We start from the raw sequence: 17,276 nt of genomic DNA, 5'->3' as shown, positions 1-17,276 counted from the left end.
GCCGCCGACTAGCATCTACCGGGTCATCTTTGTCACTCCAGTTCGAGGAGCCGATCGTGTCGCAGCCGTCCCCCGTTTCCCCCGTGGCCGCCTCCCGCGTGGTGGTACCGGCGGGCACTACGGCGGGCGCGGCGGTCCGCGAAGCCGGTCTGCCGACCAAAGGCGCGGACACGGTCGTCGTCGTGCGCGACGCCGAGGGCAAGCTGCGCGACCTCGCGTGGGCCCCGGAATCCGACGCCGAGGTCGAACCGGTCGCCGCGAACACCGAGGACGGCCGCAGCGTCATCCGCCATTCGGCGGCCCACGTGCTCGCCCAGGCCGTGCAGCAGCAGTTCCCGGCCGCCAAGCTGGGCATCGGCCCGCCGGTGAAGGACGGTTTCTACTACGACTTCGCCGTCGACACCCCGTTCACCCCGGAAGACCTGCAGGCGCTCGAAAAGCGGATGAAGCAGATCGTGAAGGGCGCGCAGCAGTTCTCGCGGCGCGTTTTCGACTCCGTGGACGAGGCGAAGAAGGAACTGGCCGACGAGCCGTTCAAGCTCGAACTGGTCGACCTCAAGTCCGAAGTGGACACCGCCGAGGTGATGGAGGTGGGCGAGGGCGAGCTCACCATCTACGACAATCTCGACCCGCGCACCAAGGAACGTGTCTGGAGTGACCTCTGCCGTGGTCCGCACGTGCCGACCACCAAGTTCATCCCCGCGTTCAAGCTGACCCGCGTCGCCGCCGCGTACTGGCGGGGCAGCGAGAAGAACCCGCAGCTGCAGCGGATCTACGGCACGGCGTGGGAGTCGGCCGAGGCGCAGGACGCCTACCTGGAGCGCATCGCCGAGGCCGAGCGCCGCGACCACCGCAAGCTCGGCGCCGAGCTGGACCTGTTCTCCTTCCCCGAGGAGATCGGCTCCGGCCTGCCGGTGTTCCACCCCAAGGGCGGCATCATCCGCCGGGAGCTGGAGAACTACTCGCGCCGCCGCCACGAAGAGGCCGGCTACGAGTTCGTGAACACCCCGCACATCAGCAAGGGCGAGCTGTTCCACACCTCCGGCCACCTGCCCTACTACGCGGACACGATGTTCCCGCCGGTGCAGTTCGACGAGGAGAACTACTACCTCAAGGCCATGAACTGCCCGATGCACAACCTGATCTTCCGCTCGCGCGGGCGGTCCTACCGCGAGCTGCCGCTGCGGCTGTTCGAGTTCGGCACGGTCTACCGCTACGAGAAGTCGGGCGTGGTGCACGGCCTGACCCGCGTGCGCGGCCTGACGATGGACGACTCGCACATCTACTGCACCAAGGAGCAGATGCCGGGCGAGCTCCGGTCGCTGCTGAAGTTCGTGCTGGACCTGCTGGCCGACTACGGCCTCTCCGACTTCTACCTCGAGCTGTCCACCCGCGGCGACTCGGAGAAGTTCATCGGTGAGGACTGGGAGTGGGAGGAGGCCACCGAGACGCTGCGGCAGGCCGCTGTCGACTCCGGCCTCGAGCTGGTCCCGGACCCGGGCGGCGCGGCCTTCTACGGCCCCAAGATCTCGGTGCAGGCCAAGGACGCCATCGGGCGCACCTGGCAGATGTCGACCATCCAGCTGGACTTCAACCAGAACAAGCGGTTCGAGCTCGAGTACACCGCATCGGACGGCACCCGCCAGACGCCGGTGATGATCCACCGCGCGCTGTTCGGCTCGATCGAGCGGTTCTTCGGCGTGCTCACCGAGCACTACGCGGGCGCGTTCCCGGCGTGGCTGGCGCCGGTGCAGGTGGTCGGCATCCCGATCACCGCCGACCAGGTCGGCTTCCTGGACGACGTCGAGAAGGCGTTGCGCGCCCAGGGGATCCGCGCCGAGGTCGACGCGAGCGACGACCGGATGCAGAAGAAGATCCGCACGCACACCACGCAGAAGGTGCCCTTCATGCTGCTGGCCGGCGCGAAGGACGTCGAGGCGGGCGCGGTGTCGTTCCGCTTCCGCGACGGCGGGCAGATCAACGGGGTGCCGGTGGCCGACGCCGTCGCCGCCATCGCCGGCTGGATCGAGCGCCGCGAGAACGCGTCGCCGTCGGCCGAAGCGCTGGAGACGGTCGTTCGGTGAGCGGTGTCCCCGAAGACGGCCCCGAGGTCGTCGAACAGCAGGGCGTCGGGGTCCAGGACGCGTTCCACCGCCTCTGGACCCCGCACCGGATGGCCTACATCAAGAGCCACGACAACCCGGACGGCGACGAGGAACCCGGCTGCCCGTTCTGCCGGATCCCGTCGATGGACGACAAGACCGGCCTGATCGTCGCCCGCGGCGAGGTCGTCTACGCGGTGCTGAACCTGTACCCGTACAACCCGGGTCACCTGATGGTGGTGCCGTACCGGCACGTCGCGGACTACACCGAGCTGACGCCGGAGGAGACCCGCGAGGTCGCGGAGTTCACCCAGCACGCGATGAAGGTGATCCGCGAGGTGTCGGGCGCGCACGGGTTCAACATCGGCCTGAACCAGGGCGTCATCGCCGGTGCCGGGATCGCCGCGCACCTGCACCAGCACCTGGTGCCGCGCTGGGGCGGCGACGCGAACTTCATGCCGGTGATCGGCCAGACGAAGGTGCTCCCGCAGCTTCTGGGCGAGACGCGGGACCTGCTGGCCGACGCCTGGTGAACCCGTAACCGGCAACCCCTGATTGAGGGTTCAACCAGGGGTATGCTGGGGGTATGTCCGAAACTCGATGGCTCAGCGACGACGAGCAGCGCGTCTGGCGTGAATTCAACCTGGCCACCCGCATGCTCGGCGCGCACCTCGAGGGTCAGCTCCAGCACGACTCGGGCATGCCGCACACGTACTACGAGGTGCTCGTCTCCCTTTCCGAAGCGCCCGGCCGGCGTCTCCGGATGAGCGAGCTCGCCGACGCGCGCCAGGCGTCGCGCAGCCGTCTCTCGCACGCCGTCGCGCGCCTGGAGGCCAACGGCTGGGTCCGCCGCGAAGCCTGCCCGACCGACAAGCGCGGCGCGTGGGCCGTCCTGACGAAGGAAGGCTTCGACGCCCTCGAAGCGGCGGCCCCCGGGCACGTCGAGGCGGTCCGGGAGAGCCTGTTCGACCCGCTGACGCCGGAGCAGGTGACCGCGCTGGGTGAGATCAGCGCCGCGATCCGCGACCGGCTCTCGCCGAAATGCGCCGCGGCGCAGGCCGAGCGAGACGCCGCGGAGTATCCGGGCGAGGTCGTCCGGCTGCCGAAATCGGGCTGACGCGGGGCGGCGCGTCGGGTTCACCGGGGCGGGTCGATAGGCTGCCATCGCCCACCCGACCCTCGTAGCCAGGTGCCTCAGACGAACCGATGCTCAATATCTTCGCGCGTGCCTCCGTTTCCCGCGTCACCGATCCGATCGGCCAGGCGCTGGTCCGCGCCGGGCTGACCCCGAACGCGATGACCGTGCTCGGCACCGCCGGCGCCATCGCCTGTGCCCTGGTCTTCTTCCCCAACGGCTTCCTGCTGTGGGGCACCTTCACGGTGTGGGGCTTCGCCATGCTCGACCTGCTCGACGGCGCCATGGCCCGGGCCCGCGGCTACGGCACCCCGTTCGGCGCGGTGCTCGACGCGACCTGCGACAGGCTGGTGGACGGCGCGCTCTTCGCCGCCATCGCCTGGTGGTGCTTCGTGGTCGACGACAACCACCCCGCCGCCGCCGCGGCCCTGCTGTGCCTGGTCCTCGCCCAGGTCATCTCCTACGTCAAGGCCCGCGCCGACGCGTCCGGCCTGCCGGTCGACGGCGGCCTCGTCGAACGCGCCGAGCGGCTCATCATCGCGCTGGTCGGCACCGGGCTGCACGGCCTCGGCGTGCCGTGGACCGTGGACATCTCGCTCTGGCTGCTGGCCGTGCTCTCGGTCATCACGCTGGTGCAGCGCTTCGCCGCCGTCGCGAAGGCGGCCCGCGAGGCGGCCGCCGGGGAGCAGCCGGTATGAGCAAGGTGTCCGGCAGGCTCAGCGAGTTCGGGTACGCCGCCGCGTGGCGGCTGGCCGGCTGGCTGCCCGCCGGGTTCGGCGGCACCGTGTTCTCCCTGGGGGCGGACCTCGCCGTCCGGCAGGACGGTGGGGGCGTGCGGCAGCTGCGCACCAACCTCGCCCGCGTCGTGCCGCAGGCCGACCCGGCCGAGCTGGACGAGCTGACCCGCCGCGCGATGCGCTCGTACGCCCGCTACTGGCACGAGACGTTCCGGCTGCCGTCGATGGACCAGAAGGAGGTCAGCGGCAAGGTCGCGGCCTCGATCACCGGCGTCGAGAACCTCGACGCGGCCCTGGCCGAGGGCAACGGCGCCGTGATGGCGCTGCCGCACAGCGGCAACTGGGACATCGCCGGCGTCTGGCTGGCCGACTACCTCGGCGGCTTCACGACCGTCGCCGAGCGCCTGAAGCCCGAGTCGCTCTACCGCCGGTTCGCCTCCTACCGCGAGTCGCTCGGGTTCGAGATCGTCCCCCTGACCGGCGACAGCTCCGCGATGCGCGTGCTGCTCAAGCGGCTGCGGGAGAACAAGGCCGTCTGCCTGGTGGGCGACCGCGACCTGACCGACAACGGCATCCCCGTGAAGTTCTTCGGCGAGCCGGCCCGGATGCCCGGCGGCCCGGCGCGGCTGGCCGCGACGACCGGCGCCGCGCTGATCCCGGCGGGCTGCTGGTTCACCGAGGACGGCTGGCAGGTCCGGCTGCACCCGCGCATCCGCGTCACCGCGCGCGCCGAGGTGCCGGCCGCGACCCAGGCGCTGGCCGACATCTTCGCCGGCGACATCGCCGCGCACCCCGCCGACTGGCACATGGTGCAGAAGTTCTGGCCCGCCGACATGGAGGCCGCCGAGCCGGGCAGCCTCGAAGAAGCGAGCTGAGCCGTGTCCACGCGACCGATGCGGATCGGGATCGTGTGCCCGTACTCCTTCGACGTGCCCGGCGGCGTCCAGGGGCACGTGATCGACCTGACGAAGGCGCTGATCTCGCGCGGGCACCAGGTGTCCGTGCTCGCGCCCGCCGACGACGACGCGGACCTGCCGGAGTTCGTGCACCCGGCCGGCAAGGCGCTCGGGATCCGCTACAACGGCTCGGTCGCCCGCCTGCAGTTCGGCCCGGTCTCCTACGCCCGCGTGCGGCGCTGGATCCGCGAAGGCGACTTCGACGTCCTGCACCTGCACGAGCCCGCCGCGCCGAGCCTGTCCCTGCTGGCGCTGCTCATCGCCGACGGCCCGATCGTCGCGACCTTCCACACCGCGACGACCCGGTCGCGCACCCTCTCGGCGTTCCAGCCCGTGCTCCGGCCGCTGCTGGAGAAGATCACCGCGCGGATCGCCGTGTCCGCGCTGGCCCGCCGGGTCCAGGTGGAGCACGCGGGCGGTGACGCCGTCGAGGTCCCCAACGGCGTCGACGTCGAGTTCTTCTCCTCCGCGACACCGTTGCCGGGCTACCCGCGGGCCGGCGGCACGGTCGGGTTCGTCGGCCGGTTCGGCGAGCCCCGCAAGGGCATGGGGGTGCTGCTGGAGGCGTTGCGGCGGATCCTGCCGGAGTTCGAGGACCTGCGGCTGGTCGTCGTCGGCCGCGGCGACGAAGACCAGCTGCGCCGCGACGCCGGCCCCGAGCTGGCCCCGCACCTGGAGCTGCTCGGCCAGGCCGACGACCACGTCAAGGCCCAGGCCCTGCGCAGCGTCGACGTCTACTGCGCGCCCAACACCGGCGGCGAGAGCTTCGGGATGATCCTCACCGAGGCGATGGCCGCCGGGACACCGGTGCTGGCGAGCGGCCTCGACTCGTTCCGCCGGGTGCTCGACGACGGCCGGGCCGGGATGCTCGTCGAGACCGGCGACCCGGGCGCGCTCGCCGACGGGCTGCGCGAGCTGCTCGGCGACCCGGCGCGCCGGGCGTCGCTGGCCGCCGCGGCGGGGGAGCGCGTCACGATGTTCGACTGGTCGGTCGTGGCCACCCAGATCTTGCGGGTCTACGAGACGGCCGTCGCCGCCGACCCGCGGCGCGTGGCGGCGCCGGAGCGGGAGTTCGCCCGGTGAGCGTGCTCGGCTGGCTGCTGCCGGTGCTCGCGGTGATCGTGGTGCTCGGCGGCCTGTTCCTGGTGGCGACGGCGAACCGGCTCGACCGGCTGCACGTCCGGATGGACGCGGGCTGGGCGGCCCTCGACGCGGCACTGGCCCGTCGCGCGGTGGTGGCCCGGGCGGTCGCCGTGGTGCTGGGCGACACCGAACTGCGGACGTCGGCCGAACGCGCCGAGGCGGCGCCGCGGCCCGACCGCGAGACCGAAGAGAACGAGCTGACCCGGGAGCTGAGCCGCGTCGACCGCGCGGGCCTGCTGCCCGAGCTGGCCGAGGAGCTGACCGACGCCGAGCACCGGGTGATCATCGCGCGGCGCGTCCACAACGACGCCGTGCGCGACACCCTGCGGCTGCGGCGCCGCCGGAAGGTCCGCTACTTCCGGCTGGCCGGGACCGCGCCGCTGCCGGAGTACTTCGAGTTCGCCGAGCCGGAGGTGTGACGCCGTGAGCTGGTGGGTGGTCGTCGAGGAGCAGCGCGGCGCCGGTGACGGCCGGAGCTGGTCCCTTTCGGACACCTTCCCGTGCGACGACCAGGAGACCGCCGAGGCCGAGGCGCTGCGGCTGGCCCGTGAGTACGAGCCGGTCTACCCGTGGTCGCCGAAGTCGCGGAAGGTGCTGCGGGTCGCGGGCGGTTACCTGGTGATCGTCGACGGCCGGACCTCGACGTTCCACTTCCGGCTGACCGTGGGCGAAGAGATCTGAAACCGTCCCGCGCCCGGGCGCGTCGGAAGGTCATGAGTTCGATTTGGTGGGTCGTCATCGAAGAGCAGGGCGGCGCCGGTGACGCCCGGGGCTGGTCGGTCGCGGAAGCCGAGCGCTACCCCGATCGCGAGAGCGCGGAGGACGAGGCGTACCTGCTCGCGAAGCAGCACCGGCCGGCGCGTCCGTGGTCACCGCAGGGCCGGACGGTGCTGCGCGTGGCCGGTGGGTACCTGGTGCTGATCAAGGGCAAGACGGACACGTACCAGTTCCGCGTCTCGCTGGGCGAGGAAGTCCGCTGAGCGGGGGCACAATGGCGGCATGAGTGAACCCGAGGCCTGCGAAGTCGCCCACGGCGCCGCCGAACCGGACTCCGGCGTGCGGACCCTGGTCGCCGTCTTCGCCTCGCCCGTGTCGCGGTACCTGCTGAAGTTCGCGCGGGACCTCCGGTTCCACGTCGCGCTGTTCGAACCGGACGCCGCGCGCGCGACCGACGTCCCGGACGGCTTCGACGCCGCGACGACGCTGCCGCCGCTCGACGGGTCCGCCGACGTCGTCGTCACCGACCACCACCGGCCCGAGCTCGGCGAGGTCCTGAAGGCCGCCCTCGAGCACCAGCCGCGCTGGATCGGCGTGCTCGGCAACCCGCGCCACCCCGGCCCGCACCAGGCCGCGCTGCACGCGCTCGGCGTGCCGGACGCCGAGATCGCCCGCGTGCACCGCCCGGTCGGTCTGAACATCGGCTCGCGGACGCCGCCGGAGATCGCGATCGCCACGCTCGCCGGCCTGCTGGCCGACCGCAACAACCGCCCGGGCGGCTTCGACTTCTGAAGGCCCAGACCCGTCGTGAGTGTTTAGGGCGGTTCTAACCGCCCTAAACACTCACGACCAGCCGCGGCAGACCCGGCTAGTGGACCGCCATTCCTTCCGGCATCGGCTCGAAGCGGGCGTGGTGGCGGGTGAAGGTCGCCGTGCCCGAGGTCATCGAGCGCAGGTCGATCAGGTAGCGCAGCAGCTCGGTCGCCGGGACCTCGGCCTTGATCACCGTCCGGCCGCCGTCACCGGCTTCGGTGCCCAGTACCCGGCCGCGGCGGGAGGACAGGTCGCCGAGGACCGTGCCGAGGTGCTCGTCCGGCAGCCGGATCGCCACCTCTTCCAGGGGCTCGAGCATCGTGATGTGCCCGTTCGACGCGGCTTCCCGCAGCGCCAGCGCGCCGGCGGTCTGGAACGCCGCGTCGGACGAGTCGACGCTGTGCGCCTTGCCGTCGACCAGCGTCACCTTGATGTCGACCACCGGGTGCCCGTCGCCGAGCCCGCGTTGCAGCTGGGCCCGCACGCCCTTCTCGACGCTCGGGATGAACTGGTGCGGCACCGAGCCCCCGACCACCTTGTCGACGAACTGGAAGCCGCCGCCGCGCGGCAGCGGTTCGACCTCGATGTCGCAGACGGCGAACTGGCCGTGGCCGCCGGATTGCTTCACGTGCCGGCCGTGGCCTTTGGCGAGCTTGCCGAACGTCGAGCGCAGGCTGATCTTCACCGGCTCGGTGTCGACGTCGGCACCGCCCGCGCGCAGCCGGGACAGCACGACGTCCGAGTGCGCCTCGCCCATGCACCACAGGACCAGCTGGTTGGTCTCGGCGTTGCGGTCCAGCCGCAGCGTCGGGTCGCCGGCGACGAGCCGGGACAGGTTGCGCGCCAAGGTGTCCTCGTCACTGCGGGTCTTGGCGACGACGGCCACCGGCAGCAACGGCTCCGGCATCGTCCAGGGTTCCATCAGCAGCGGCTCTTCGGGGGAGGAGACGGTGTCGCCGGTCTCCGCCGAACCGACCTTCGTCAGCGCGCAGAGGTCGCCCGCGACGCAGTAGGGCACCTCGCGCAGGTTCGCGCCGAGCGGGGAGTATAGGTGCGCGACGCGCTCGTCGGCGTCGTGGTCCTCGTGCCCGCGTTCGGCGAGGCCGTGCCCGGACACGTGCACCGGCCGTTCGGGCCGCAGCGTCCCGGAGAACACCCGGACGAGGGAAACCCGGCCGACGTAGGAGTCGACGGCCGTCCGCACGACCTCCGCGGCGAGGGGGCCCGCGGGATCGGCGGTCAGCCCGGCGTGCGGGTCGCCGTCGGGCGTGGTGACCTCGGGCGGGGCGTGTTCGAGCGGGGAGGGGAACGCCCGGACGATCCCGTCCAGCACCTCGGACAGGCCGGTGCCGGTCGTCGAGCAGACCGGGATGACCGGGTGGAAGGTGCCGCGCGCGACGGCGGTCTCGAGGTCGGCGATCAGCGTCTCTTCGGCGATCTCCTCGCCGCCGAGGTAGCGCTCCATCAGGGTTTCGTCTTCGCTCTCGGCGATGATCCCTTCGATGAGCTCGTTGCGGGCCTCGGCCAGCCGTTCGAGGTCGGCCGGGTCCGGTTCGCCGATCTTGGGCGGGTGCCCGCCGGAGTAGTCGAAGTAGCGCTGGGTGATGAGCCCGACCAGGCCGTCGCCCGCGGGCAGGTAGAGCGGCAGGACGCCGGCGCCGAAGGCGGCCTGGCAGGCGGCGATCTCGGCCATCGGGTCGGCCCGGTGGTGGTCGAGCCGGGAGACGACGACCGCGCGCGGCATCCCGACCGCGGCGCATTCCTCCCACACCGCGACGGTCGCCGCGTCGACCCCTTCGGCCGCGCAGACGACGAACAGCGCCGCGTCCGCCGCCCGCAGCCCGGCCCGCAGCTCCCCGACGAAATCGGCGTACCCGGGGGTGTCGATCAGGTTGATCTTGTGGCCCTGGTGCAGCACGGGGGCCACCGAAAGGCCGACCGAGCGCTGCTGGCGGACCGCCGCCGGGTCGTGGTCGCACACTGTCGTCCCGTCGACCACCGAGCCCGCGCGCGACACCGTGCCGGACGCGGCGAGCAGAGCCTCGGTGAGGGTCGTCTTCCCCGAGCCCGACGGGCCGACGAGCACCACGTTGCGGACCTTGGCGGGGTCGTTCACAGCGACGGCGGCCCCGGTGTCGGCGTTCTTGGCTTGTCTGTCGGCCATGACGACTCCTCGGCGAACGGCGAGTGTGTGAGATGTGTCCTCGATCACACACCCGTTACCCTGGTCACGGCAAGGCGCGGGTCCCGGGACCAGCCGAATGCCCGGGGGAGCGGGGCGAGGGGGAGTTTTGGTGACGGTGAACAGGCGCACTTTCCTGCGGATTTCGGGGGCGGTTCCGGTGGCGGGACTGGCCGGCGGGCTGCCGGGAGACGAATGGGAGCGGCTCCGCCGGAAACTGGCCGGACCGTTGTTCCGGCCGGGCGATCCGGGCTATCCGGAGGCGAAGCAGGGCTATTTCACGATGTACGACCATCGCGTCCCGGCGGCGGTGGTGGGGGCCGCGCGGATCGAGGACGTCCAGGCTGCCGTGGCCTTCGCGGCGCGGCACGATCTGCCGATCGCCGCGCGCAGCGGCGGGCACAGCTATCCCGGCTATTCCACAGTGGACGGCGGGATCGTGGTCGACCTGAGCCGGTTCTCCGGCGTCGACGTCCGCCCCGGCGGCCGCGCGGTGATCGGCGCCGGAGCGCGGCTGGGGCCGATCACCACCACGCTCGCGGCGGCCGGTCGCGTGCTGCCCGCGGGCAGCTGCGACACAGTCGGCATCGCCGGGCTCGCCCTCGGCGGCGGCGTCGGGGTGCTCGACCGCAAGTACGGGCTGACCTGCGACCACCTGGAGGCCGCGCGGATCGTCACGGCGGACGGCCGGGCGCGCACGGTTTCGGCGACCGCCGAGCCCGACTTGTTCTGGGCACTGCGCGGCGGGGGCGGCGGCAACTTCGGGATCGTCACCGGGTTCACGTTCCGGACCGTGCCGATCGCCGACGTCGCCGTCTTCGACCTGCACTTCCCGGTGGGCACGCAGACCGCGCTGTTCGCCGCCTGGCAGGAGTGGCAGCCGGAGATGCCGGACGAGCTGTGGTCCGGGATGGGCCTCGGCGACGACCACGCCAACCTCGGCGGCACGTTCCTCGGCCCCGAAGCCCGGATGAACGAGCTGCTCGACGACCTGATCCGCCGGGTCGGCACGCCGCCGGCCGAGCAGCGGCGGCGGACCACGGACCACCTGTCCGCGATGCGCTCCTTCGACGACCGGGAGTCCCGGCCCGGCGCGGTCGTGAACCGCGCGGCCTACGTCGGGACGTCGCGGATGCTCACGCGGCCGGCCGCCGACCCGGCCGCCGTCGTCGACCTGCTGATCCGGGACCCGGGCGTCGACACCATCATCGACGCCGGCGGCGGCGCCATCGCGCGCGTCGGCGTCCGGGACACGGCCTTCCCGCACCGGACCGCCGTGGCGAGCCTCCAGTTCCTGCACAGCGCCGAACCGGGTGAGGGCGGCGAGGCCGGCGCCCGGCGTTCGCTCGCCGCCGTGCGGGACGGGCTGGGGCCGGAGTTCGGCACCACCGGGTACGTGAACTACCTCGACCCGGAGATGCCGGACTGGCCGCTGGCCTACTACGGGCCGAACCTGCCGAGGCTGCGCGCGGTCGCCCGGAGGTACGACCCGCGAGGAATTTTCGCTTTCCCCCAAGGACTTTCGGCACCCCACTCGACTGTCCACAAGGGAGCGCTCTAACCTGGAACCGTTCCGGCGGCAGGAGGCAGCGTGCTCGACCTGGCATTCTCCACAGAGGACCTGGCGCACACCCGGTTCGCGTTCTCGCCCGGGTGGGAGATCGTGGCGAGCGTCCGCGTCCTGAACCAGCCGGGGGAGCACGCGCTGCACCTGCCGTGGGTCAAGCGCGCCACCGCGGCGCTCGACGAGGCCGGGCTGGACATCTCGCTCCTGCGTGAGCTGGTGCCCGTCCGGCACCTCCCGGGCTTCCTGGCGGGCACCCCCTCGACGCCGTTGCCGGAGCTGGCCGACGAGCTCGCCGACCTCCGCGACGTGCCCGCCCGCCTCGTCCGGCGGGAGCTGGACGCGATGGCCGGGCCGCGGTCGCTCGCGCTGAACCGCTTCCACCGCGATCCGGAAGCGGGCCTCGACCGGCTCGCGACGCTGATGGAGCGGTACTGGGACCTCGTGCTGGCGCCGGAGTGGCCGCGGATCCGCGCCCTGCTCGAGGCCGACGTGCTGCACCGGTCGCGCCTGCTGGCCCGCGGTGGTGCCGCCGAGCTGTTCAACGACCTCACCCCGATGGTCCGCTGGCAGGGCGGCACGCTCACGGTGGCGCACCGGCACCTGCACGCCGCCGTCCCGCTCGACGGGCGCGGCCTGGTGCTGGTGCCCTCGGCGTTCGTCTGGCCGCGGGTGTTCTCCAAGACCGACCCGCGTCGGCAGCCCGTGCTGCGGTACCCGCCGCGGGGGATCGCGACGCTGTGGGAGACCGGCACGGCGGCCGCGCCGGGCGCGCTGGCCGCCGTGGTGGGCCGCGGCCGGGCGATGCTGCTGGCCGAGCTGGCCGCGCCGGCGTCCACCTCGGAGCTGGCCCGCCGGACCCGTCTCAGTGCCGGCGCGGTGTCGCAGCACCTCGGCGTCCTGAAGGCCGCGGGCCTGGTCAGCGGGCACCGTGCCGGACGTCACGTGCTCTACACGCGTACCCGGGCCGCCGAAGTCCTGGTCGAGGGCGCCGGCGAAGTGGACTGCTGAGATACCCGCGTACTGGCCTGCCTGAAGGGTCCACCGCCGACCTACGCTCGGACTCGTCACCCCTCCCGATCTCGTGTCGAAAGGCCTCGTCGTGCCCGAGCAGCAGACCACTCCCCAGAACGGCTCCGTCCAGTCGGTCACCGGCACCGCCAAGGTGAAGCGCGGCATGGCCGAGATGCTCAAGGGCGGCGTGATCATGGACGTGGTCACCGCCGAGCAGGCGAAGATCGCCGAAGACGCCGGCGCGGTCGCGGTGATGGCGCTCGAGCGCGTACCGGCCGACATCCGCGCCCAGGGCGGCGTCGCGCGGATGAGCGACCCGGACCTGATCGACGCGATCATCGAGACGGTCTCGATCCCGGTCATGGCGAAGGCCCGCATCGGCCACTTCGTCGAGGCGCAGGTGCTGCAGTCCCTGGGTGTCGACTACGTGGACGAGTCCGAAGTGCTGACCCCGGCCGACTACGCCAACCACATCGACAAGTGGGCGTTCACCGTCCCCTTCGTCTGCGGCGCGACCAACCTGGGCGAGGCCCTGCGCCGGATCACCGAGGGCGCGGCGATGATCCGCTCCAAGGGTGAGGCCGGCACCGGCGACGTCTCCAACGCCACCACGCACATGCGCAAGATCCGCGGCGAGATCCGCAAGCTGACGTCGCTGCCGGAGGACGAGCTGTTCGTCGCGGCTAAGGAGCTGCAGGCGCCGTACGAGCTGGTGCGCGAGGTGGCGCAGGCCGGCAAGCTCCCGGTGGTGCTGTTCACCGCGGGCGGCATCGCCACCCCGGCCGACGCGGCGATGATGATGCAGCTGGGCGCCGAGGGCGTGTTCGTCGGCTCGGGCATCTTCAAGTCCGGCAACCCGGCGCAGCGCGCCGAGGCGATCGTCAAGGCCACGACGTTCCACGACGACCCGGACGTGCTGGCGAAGGTCTCGCGCGGGCTGGGCGAGGCCATGGTCGGCATCAACGTCGAGGAGATCCCGGAGCCCCACCGCCTCGCCGAGCGCGGCTGGTGACCTCCTAGATGTACTCGGAGATCTCGACGCCGTAAGTGCCCGGCTCGAGGGCTTCGAAGATGTGCGGGACGTCGCCGGGGTAGGAGATGTAGTCGCCGGGCAGCAGCTCCTCCGGTGCCTCCAGGACGCCCACCCTGGCGCGTCCCGCGCACAGCACGATGTGCTCCATCACGCCGGTCATGTGCGGGTCGGACCGCCGCGGCGTGCCCGGCTCGGCGCGGATCAGGTACACGTCCCGCCGGGCCGACGGGGGACACGCCGACAGCAGCGTGCACGCGTAGTCGGCGTGTTCGGCGAACACCGTGGGCCCCTTGCCGGCCCGGATCACCCGGACCTTCGGCCGGTCCGGCTCCACCAGCCGCGAGAACGGCACGTCGAGCGCGACGCCGAGCGCCCACAGCGTCTCGACACTCGGGTTGCCCGTGCCGGACTCCAGCTGCGAGAGCGTCGACTTGGCCAGGCCGGCGCGCCGCGCCACCTCGGTCAGGGACAGGCCCGCACGGGTCCGTTCGCGGCGCAGCGAGGCCGCGATGATCTCCAGGGGCGCGCCCGTGGTTTCTTGCGCCATGCCGTTCGCTCCATCGGTCTTTCTGTTCGCCTTGACGAACACGGGTCCCGGTGTTCACCATAGAACACATGCGTTCGATATGGCGAACACTCGATCGGGCTCTCGCCCGGGACATCGGTCTGGTCTGCCTGGCCGATTGTCTCGTGGGGGTGTCCTACGGCGCGATCGCGGTGGGCTCCGGCTTCCCGATCTGGGCGCCGATGGTGATGTCCCTGCTGGTCTTCGCGGGGGCGTCCCAGTTCATGTTCATCGGGATCGTGGCCTCCGGCGGCAATCCGTTCGCCGCCGTGCTGGCCGGGCTGCTCGTCAACGCGCGGCACCTGCCGTTCGGGTTCGCGCTCGGCGACGTCCTGGGCAAACGGTGGGGCGCGCGGCTGGCCGGCAGCCACCTGATGATCGACGAGTCGGTGGCGTTCGCGCTGGCCCAGGAGGAGCGGCAGCGGCGTCGCGCGGCCTACTGGGCCTGCGGGATCGGCCTGTTCGCCTGCTGGAACCTCGGCGTCGTCGTCGGAGCGTTCGCCGGCACCGCGATCAGCGACACCGACGCGTTCGGGCTGGACGCGGCGTTCCCCGCGGTCCTGCTGGCGCTGGTCCTGCCGTCCCTGCGCGACCGCGCGGCCCGGTTGCCGGTGCTGCTGGGCGTGGTCGTCGCCCTGGTCGCGACGCCGTTCCTGCCCGCCGGCCTGCCGGTGCTGCTCGCCCTGGCCGGCGTCGTCGCCGGGGTCGCGGCGCGCGAACCCCGGCCCGGGTCCGAGCCCGGGGCCGAGCCGCAGGAGGTCTGCTGATGGACGGCGCCGAACTGCTCATCGGCACGATCGTGCTGGCCGTGGGCACCTTCGCCTTCCGGCTCGCCGGCCCGCTGCTGCGCGAGCGGGTGAAGCTGTCGCCGCGCGCCGAACGGCTCATGGTGCTCGGCGCGGTGGTGCTGCTGGCGGCGCTGGTCGCGGTGAGCGCCCTGACCGAAGGCCACTCGTTCGCCGGCTTCGCCCGGCCCGCCGGGGTGCTGGTCGGGGGAGTCCTGGCCTGGCGCAAGGCCCCGTTCGTGCTGGTCGTCGTCGCGGCCGCCGCGACGGCCGCCCTGCTGCGCCTCGCCGGCGTCCCCTGACCCGCGTCCTGTCCGGTTACGCTCCGGGGCCGGGGCGCGCGCTGACCTGACGCTCCGCCGCCGCGGGTCAGCGTCTAGGCTGGTGGGAAGGGTCTTCGGGAGGTTGGGTGTCGTCCAAGCCGGTCGTCGGTGTGCTCGCCATGCAGGGTGCCGTGCGCGAGCACGTCGCGATGCTGGAAGAAGCGGGCGCGCGGGCGGTGCCGGTGCGGCGGGCCACCGAGCTGTCCGAAGTGGACGGTCTGGTGCTGCCCGGCGGCGAGTCGACCACGATGTCCCGGTTGCTCGAGACGTTCGAGCTGCTGGAACCGCTGCGCGCGCGGATCGCCGGCGGGCTGCCCGCGTTCGGCTCGTGCGCCGGGATGATCCTGCTGGCGCGCCAGACCCTCGACGGGCGGCCGGACCAGCAGCAGCTCGGCGGGCTCGACGTGGTCGTCCGGCGCAACGCCTTCGGCAGGCAGGTCGACTCCTTCGAGGCCGACCTGGACTTCGCCGGGGTCGGCGGTGGCGGCGTGCACGCGGTGTTCATCCGGGCGCCGTGGGTCGAGAAGGCCGGTGACGGCGTCGAGGTACTGGCCACGGTCAGCGGCGTCCCCGGCCTGGGCGACGAGGCCGCTAGGATCGTCGCGGTCCGGCAAGGGGCGGTGCTGGCGACCGCGTTCCACCCGGAACTGACGCCCGACGTGCGGGTGCACCGGTTGTTCGTCGACCTCGTGCGACAGGCTGCTTGAGACAGGCTGCCTGAGACGCGGTGCCCGGCCGGGGTACGGAACAGATGGAGGAGAGATGAGCGGCCACTCCAAGTGGGCCACCACGAAACACAAGAAGGCCAACCTCGACGCGAAGCGCGGCAAGCTCTTCGCTCGGTTGATCAAGAACATCGAGGTGGCCGCGCGGACCGGCACCGGTGGTGGCGACCCGGACGGCAACCCCACGCTCTACGACGCCATCCAGAAGGCGAAGAAGAACTCGGTTCCGCAGGACAACATCGAGCGCGCCCGCAAGCGCGGTGGTGGTGAAGAGGCCGGCGGCGCCGACTGGCAGAACATCACGTACGAGGGTTACGGCCCCAACGGCGTGGCGGTGCTGATCGAGTGCCTCACCGACAACAAGAACCGTGCCGCGATGGAGGTCCGCACCGCGCTCACGCGCAACGGCGGCTCCCTCGCCGACCCGGGCTCGGTCGCCTACATGTTCAACCGCAAGGGCGTCGTGATCATGCCGAAGGCGGACGCCACCGAGGACGACGTCCTCATGGCGGTCCTCGACGCGGGCGCCGAGGAGGTCAACGACCTCGACGAGAGCTTCGAGATCGTCTCCGAGGGCGGCGACCTGGTCCCGGTGCGCAAGGCACTGCAGGAGGCCGGGTTCGAGTACGAGTCGGCGGAAATGACGTTCCTCCCGACGGTCAGTGTCCCCCTGGACGCGGACGGCGCGAAGAAGGTCTTCAAGCTGATCGACGCGCTCGAGGATTGCGACGACGTCCAGAACGTCTACGCGAACTTCGACGTTTCGGATGAAGTGCTCGCCGAGGTCGGCTGACGAACGACCGCGAAAAGAGATGCGCCGCGGACATCACCCGCGGCGCATTTCTTTTCCCTTGTCCCGCAACGCATCCCGGCCCGATCGGCAACTTTCGGCGCCCGGGTACTGGGCTGCGGCGGGCTCGTCAGGCAGAATGTGCGCCGTGACCTCGACGACGCACGCCGCCTCCGCCGAAATCGCCGCCGACCTGACGGCGGACGAACAGCGCCTGGTCGAATGGATCGAGACGCAGGCCAAGGAACGCGGGAACGCCGTCGTCACGGTCGCCGGCGACGACGAGGGCGCCGGCTACTGCTTCACCGCCTGCGCGTGGGCGCTGCACAACGTGCCCGAGGCCGTCGTCGTCGGGCTGCCCGACCAGATGGGCCAGGTCCTGCTCGACGCGTACGTCGACCGCGCGGCCAACGGCGAGATCTTCGAGGTCGGCCAGCGCTACGACAACTTCTTCGACGGCGTCCCGGTGGTCCTCGAGCGGGTCGCCAAGGGGCACTACCCCGAGTACTTCGGCACCGCGTTCCTCATCTACCCGGACGGCGACTTCCCGGCGCTGCAGCTGATCGTCGCCACACCGGAGGGCAAGTTCCCGTGGCACCCCGACGCGCCCGAGGGCTTCGCGAAGTGGCAGCTCGTGCTCACCGAGAGCGGCGACCCGGAGAGCTGGACCCCGGGCGTCGACGGCCCCTGAA

20 protein-coding genes are annotated in these 17,276 nt (G+C 72.0%); 18 read left to right on the top strand and 2 right to left on the bottom strand.

From position 1 onward, the window contains the following. Positions 1 to 56: 56 nt before the first annotated feature. The 10 genes from thrS to OHS18_RS08490 all read left to right on the top strand — a co-directional run bounded on the left by thrS (position 57) and on the right by OHS18_RS08490 (position 7,582). Positions 57 to 2,084 (top strand): threonine--tRNA ligase, encoded by a 2,028-nt coding sequence (gene thrS, locus OHS18_RS08535; protein WP_328616551.1) that lies wholly within the window; start codon positions 57 to 59, stop codon positions 2,082 to 2,084. Then, complete coding sequence (locus OHS18_RS08530; RefSeq protein WP_328454256.1) at positions 2,081 to 2,635, top strand: HIT family protein; 555 nt, start codon at positions 2,081 to 2,083, stop codon at positions 2,633 to 2,635. The genes thrS and OHS18_RS08530 overlap by 4 nt, the downstream gene beginning before the upstream one ends. 53 nt (positions 2,636 to 2,688) lie before the next feature. Continuing rightward, positions 2,689 to 3,219 carry a MarR family winged helix-turn-helix transcriptional regulator gene (locus tag OHS18_RS08525; RefSeq protein WP_328454258.1) on the top strand — a complete coding sequence of 177 codons (531 nt, stop codon included), beginning with the start codon at positions 2,689 to 2,691 and terminating at the stop codon, positions 3,217 to 3,219. Positions 3,220 to 3,308: 89 nt separating this feature from the next. Next, positions 3,309 to 3,935 (top strand): phosphatidylinositol phosphate synthase, encoded by a 627-nt coding sequence (gene pgsA, locus OHS18_RS08520; RefSeq protein ID WP_328616550.1) that lies wholly within the window; start codon positions 3,309 to 3,311, stop codon positions 3,933 to 3,935. Next, positions 3,932 to 4,849, top strand: a complete 918-nt coding sequence (locus tag OHS18_RS08515; protein ID WP_328616549.1) for a phosphatidylinositol mannoside acyltransferase — start codon at positions 3,932 to 3,934, stop codon at positions 4,847 to 4,849. Before pgsA ends, OHS18_RS08515 begins: the two co-directional genes overlap by 4 nt. Before the next feature lie 18 nt (positions 4,850 to 4,867). Then, a complete protein-coding gene (locus tag OHS18_RS08510; RefSeq protein WP_328618496.1) occupies positions 4,868 to 6,013 on the top strand; it encodes a glycosyltransferase family 4 protein in 1,146 nt (381 codons plus the stop codon). Continuing rightward, on the top strand, positions 6,010 to 6,492 hold the full coding sequence (locus OHS18_RS08505; RefSeq protein WP_328616548.1) for an NUDIX hydrolase: 483 nt from the start codon (positions 6,010 to 6,012) through the stop codon (positions 6,490 to 6,492). The genes OHS18_RS08510 and OHS18_RS08505 overlap by 4 nt, the downstream gene beginning before the upstream one ends. A 4-nt stretch (positions 6,493 to 6,496) precedes the next feature. Then, a complete protein-coding gene (locus OHS18_RS08500; RefSeq protein ID WP_328454263.1) occupies positions 6,497 to 6,754 on the top strand; it encodes a hypothetical protein in 258 nt (85 codons plus the stop codon). A 32-nt stretch (positions 6,755 to 6,786) separates the two neighbouring features. Continuing rightward, the gene (locus OHS18_RS08495; RefSeq protein WP_247052275.1) at positions 6,787 to 7,053 is read left to right on the top strand and encodes a hypothetical protein; all 267 of its coding nucleotides are present in this window, start codon (positions 6,787 to 6,789) and stop codon (positions 7,051 to 7,053) included. A gap of 19 nt (positions 7,054 to 7,072) precedes the next feature. After that, entirely contained in the window at positions 7,073 to 7,582 is a 510-nt protein-coding gene (locus tag OHS18_RS08490; RefSeq protein ID WP_328616547.1) for an XdhC family protein, read from the top strand. A gap of 76 nt (positions 7,583 to 7,658) precedes the next feature. Here the strand turns inward: OHS18_RS08490 and OHS18_RS08485 are convergent, their stop codons facing one another. Next, positions 7,659 to 9,767 (bottom strand): elongation factor G-like protein EF-G2, encoded by a 2,109-nt coding sequence (locus OHS18_RS08485; RefSeq protein WP_328454267.1) that lies wholly within the window; start codon positions 9,765 to 9,767, stop codon positions 7,659 to 7,661. 136 nt (positions 9,768 to 9,903) lie between these two features. Between OHS18_RS08485 and OHS18_RS08480 the strand changes: the two genes are divergently transcribed. The 3 genes from OHS18_RS08480 to pdxS all read left to right on the top strand — a co-directional run bounded on the left by OHS18_RS08480 (position 9,904) and on the right by pdxS (position 13,375). After that, positions 9,904 to 11,346 (top strand): FAD-binding oxidoreductase, encoded by a 1,443-nt coding sequence (locus OHS18_RS08480; protein ID WP_328618495.1) that lies wholly within the window; start codon positions 9,904 to 9,906, stop codon positions 11,344 to 11,346. Between the two features lie 30 nt (positions 11,347 to 11,376). Beyond that, positions 11,377 to 12,360: an ArsR/SmtB family transcription factor gene (locus OHS18_RS08475; RefSeq protein WP_328616546.1), complete on the top strand. Its 984-nt coding sequence runs from the start codon at positions 11,377 to 11,379 to the stop codon at positions 12,358 to 12,360. Between the two features lie 91 nt (positions 12,361 to 12,451). Next, entirely contained in the window at positions 12,452 to 13,375 is a 924-nt protein-coding gene (pdxS, locus tag OHS18_RS08470) for a pyridoxal 5'-phosphate synthase lyase subunit PdxS (protein ID WP_328454271.1), read from the top strand. 4 nt (positions 13,376 to 13,379) lie between these two features. On the opposite strand, the gene OHS18_RS08465 is transcribed toward pdxS, so the two are convergent. Continuing rightward, positions 13,380 to 13,943: a helix-turn-helix domain-containing protein gene (locus OHS18_RS08465; RefSeq protein WP_328454273.1), complete on the bottom strand. Its 564-nt coding sequence runs from the start codon at positions 13,941 to 13,943 to the stop codon at positions 13,380 to 13,382. A 68-nt stretch (positions 13,944 to 14,011) separates the two neighbouring features. Here OHS18_RS08465 and OHS18_RS08460 point away from each other — a divergent pair, with 68 nt between their 5' ends. The 5 genes from OHS18_RS08460 (at position 14,012) to OHS18_RS08440 (ending at position 17,275) form a co-directional block, all read left to right on the top strand. Beyond that, the gene (locus tag OHS18_RS08460) at positions 14,012 to 14,728 is read left to right on the top strand and encodes an AzlC family ABC transporter permease (RefSeq protein ID WP_328616545.1); all 717 of its coding nucleotides are present in this window, start codon (positions 14,012 to 14,014) and stop codon (positions 14,726 to 14,728) included. Continuing rightward, positions 14,728 to 15,048: an AzlD domain-containing protein gene (locus tag OHS18_RS08455; RefSeq protein WP_328616544.1), complete on the top strand. Its 321-nt coding sequence runs from the start codon at positions 14,728 to 14,730 to the stop codon at positions 15,046 to 15,048. Before OHS18_RS08460 ends, OHS18_RS08455 begins: the two co-directional genes overlap by 1 nt. Before the next feature lie 107 nt (positions 15,049 to 15,155). Further along, the gene (gene pdxT / locus OHS18_RS08450) at positions 15,156 to 15,776 is read left to right on the top strand and encodes a pyridoxal 5'-phosphate synthase glutaminase subunit PdxT (RefSeq protein WP_328454279.1); all 621 of its coding nucleotides are present in this window, start codon (positions 15,156 to 15,158) and stop codon (positions 15,774 to 15,776) included. A 55-nt stretch (positions 15,777 to 15,831) separates the two neighbouring features. Continuing rightward, positions 15,832 to 16,587, top strand: a complete 756-nt coding sequence (locus tag OHS18_RS08445) for a YebC/PmpR family DNA-binding transcriptional regulator (RefSeq protein ID WP_328454281.1) — start codon at positions 15,832 to 15,834, stop codon at positions 16,585 to 16,587. A 136-nt stretch (positions 16,588 to 16,723) separates the two neighbouring features. Then, positions 16,724 to 17,275, top strand: a complete 552-nt coding sequence (locus OHS18_RS08440; RefSeq protein ID WP_328454283.1) for a DUF4262 domain-containing protein — start codon at positions 16,724 to 16,726, stop codon at positions 17,273 to 17,275. The last annotated feature ends 1 nt before the right edge of the window (position 17,276 follow it).

Origin of the sequence: Amycolatopsis sp. NBC_00355 (assembly GCF_036104975.1) — a bacterium.
In the GTDB taxonomy this organism is placed as follows: domain Bacteria; phylum Actinomycetota; class Actinomycetes; order Mycobacteriales; family Pseudonocardiaceae; genus Amycolatopsis.
This window is presented reverse-complemented; position numbering and strand designations above follow the sequence as displayed.

Coding starts and splice junctions, on each gene's coding strand:
- OHS18_RS08455 (WP_328616544.1), top strand. CDS start 14,728: ATGGACGGCGCCGAACTGCTCATCGGCACGATCGTGCTGGCCGTGGGC.
- OHS18_RS08525 (WP_328454258.1), top strand. CDS start 2,689: ATGTCCGAAACTCGATGGCTCAGCGACGACGAGCAGCGCGTCTGGCGT.
- OHS18_RS08485 (WP_328454267.1), bottom strand. CDS start 9,767: ATGGCCGACAGACAAGCCAAGAACGCCGACACCGGGGCCGCCGTCGCT.
- OHS18_RS08495 (WP_247052275.1), top strand. CDS start 6,787: ATGAGTTCGATTTGGTGGGTCGTCATCGAAGAGCAGGGCGGCGCCGGT.
- OHS18_RS08460 (WP_328616545.1), top strand. CDS start 14,012: ATGCGTTCGATATGGCGAACACTCGATCGGGCTCTCGCCCGGGACATC.
- OHS18_RS08510 (WP_328618496.1), top strand. CDS start 4,868: ATGCGGATCGGGATCGTGTGCCCGTACTCCTTCGACGTGCCCGGCGGC.
- OHS18_RS08465 (WP_328454273.1), bottom strand. CDS start 13,943: ATGGCGCAAGAAACCACGGGCGCGCCCCTGGAGATCATCGCGGCCTCG.
- OHS18_RS08490 (WP_328616547.1), top strand. CDS start 7,073: ATGAGTGAACCCGAGGCCTGCGAAGTCGCCCACGGCGCCGCCGAACCG.
- OHS18_RS08445 (WP_328454281.1), top strand. CDS start 15,832: ATGAGCGGCCACTCCAAGTGGGCCACCACGAAACACAAGAAGGCCAAC.
- OHS18_RS08440 (WP_328454283.1), top strand. CDS start 16,724: ATGTGCGCCGTGACCTCGACGACGCACGCCGCCTCCGCCGAAATCGCC.
- OHS18_RS08515 (WP_328616549.1), top strand. CDS start 3,932: ATGAGCAAGGTGTCCGGCAGGCTCAGCGAGTTCGGGTACGCCGCCGCG.
- pgsA (WP_328616550.1), top strand. CDS start 3,309: ATGCTCAATATCTTCGCGCGTGCCTCCGTTTCCCGCGTCACCGATCCG.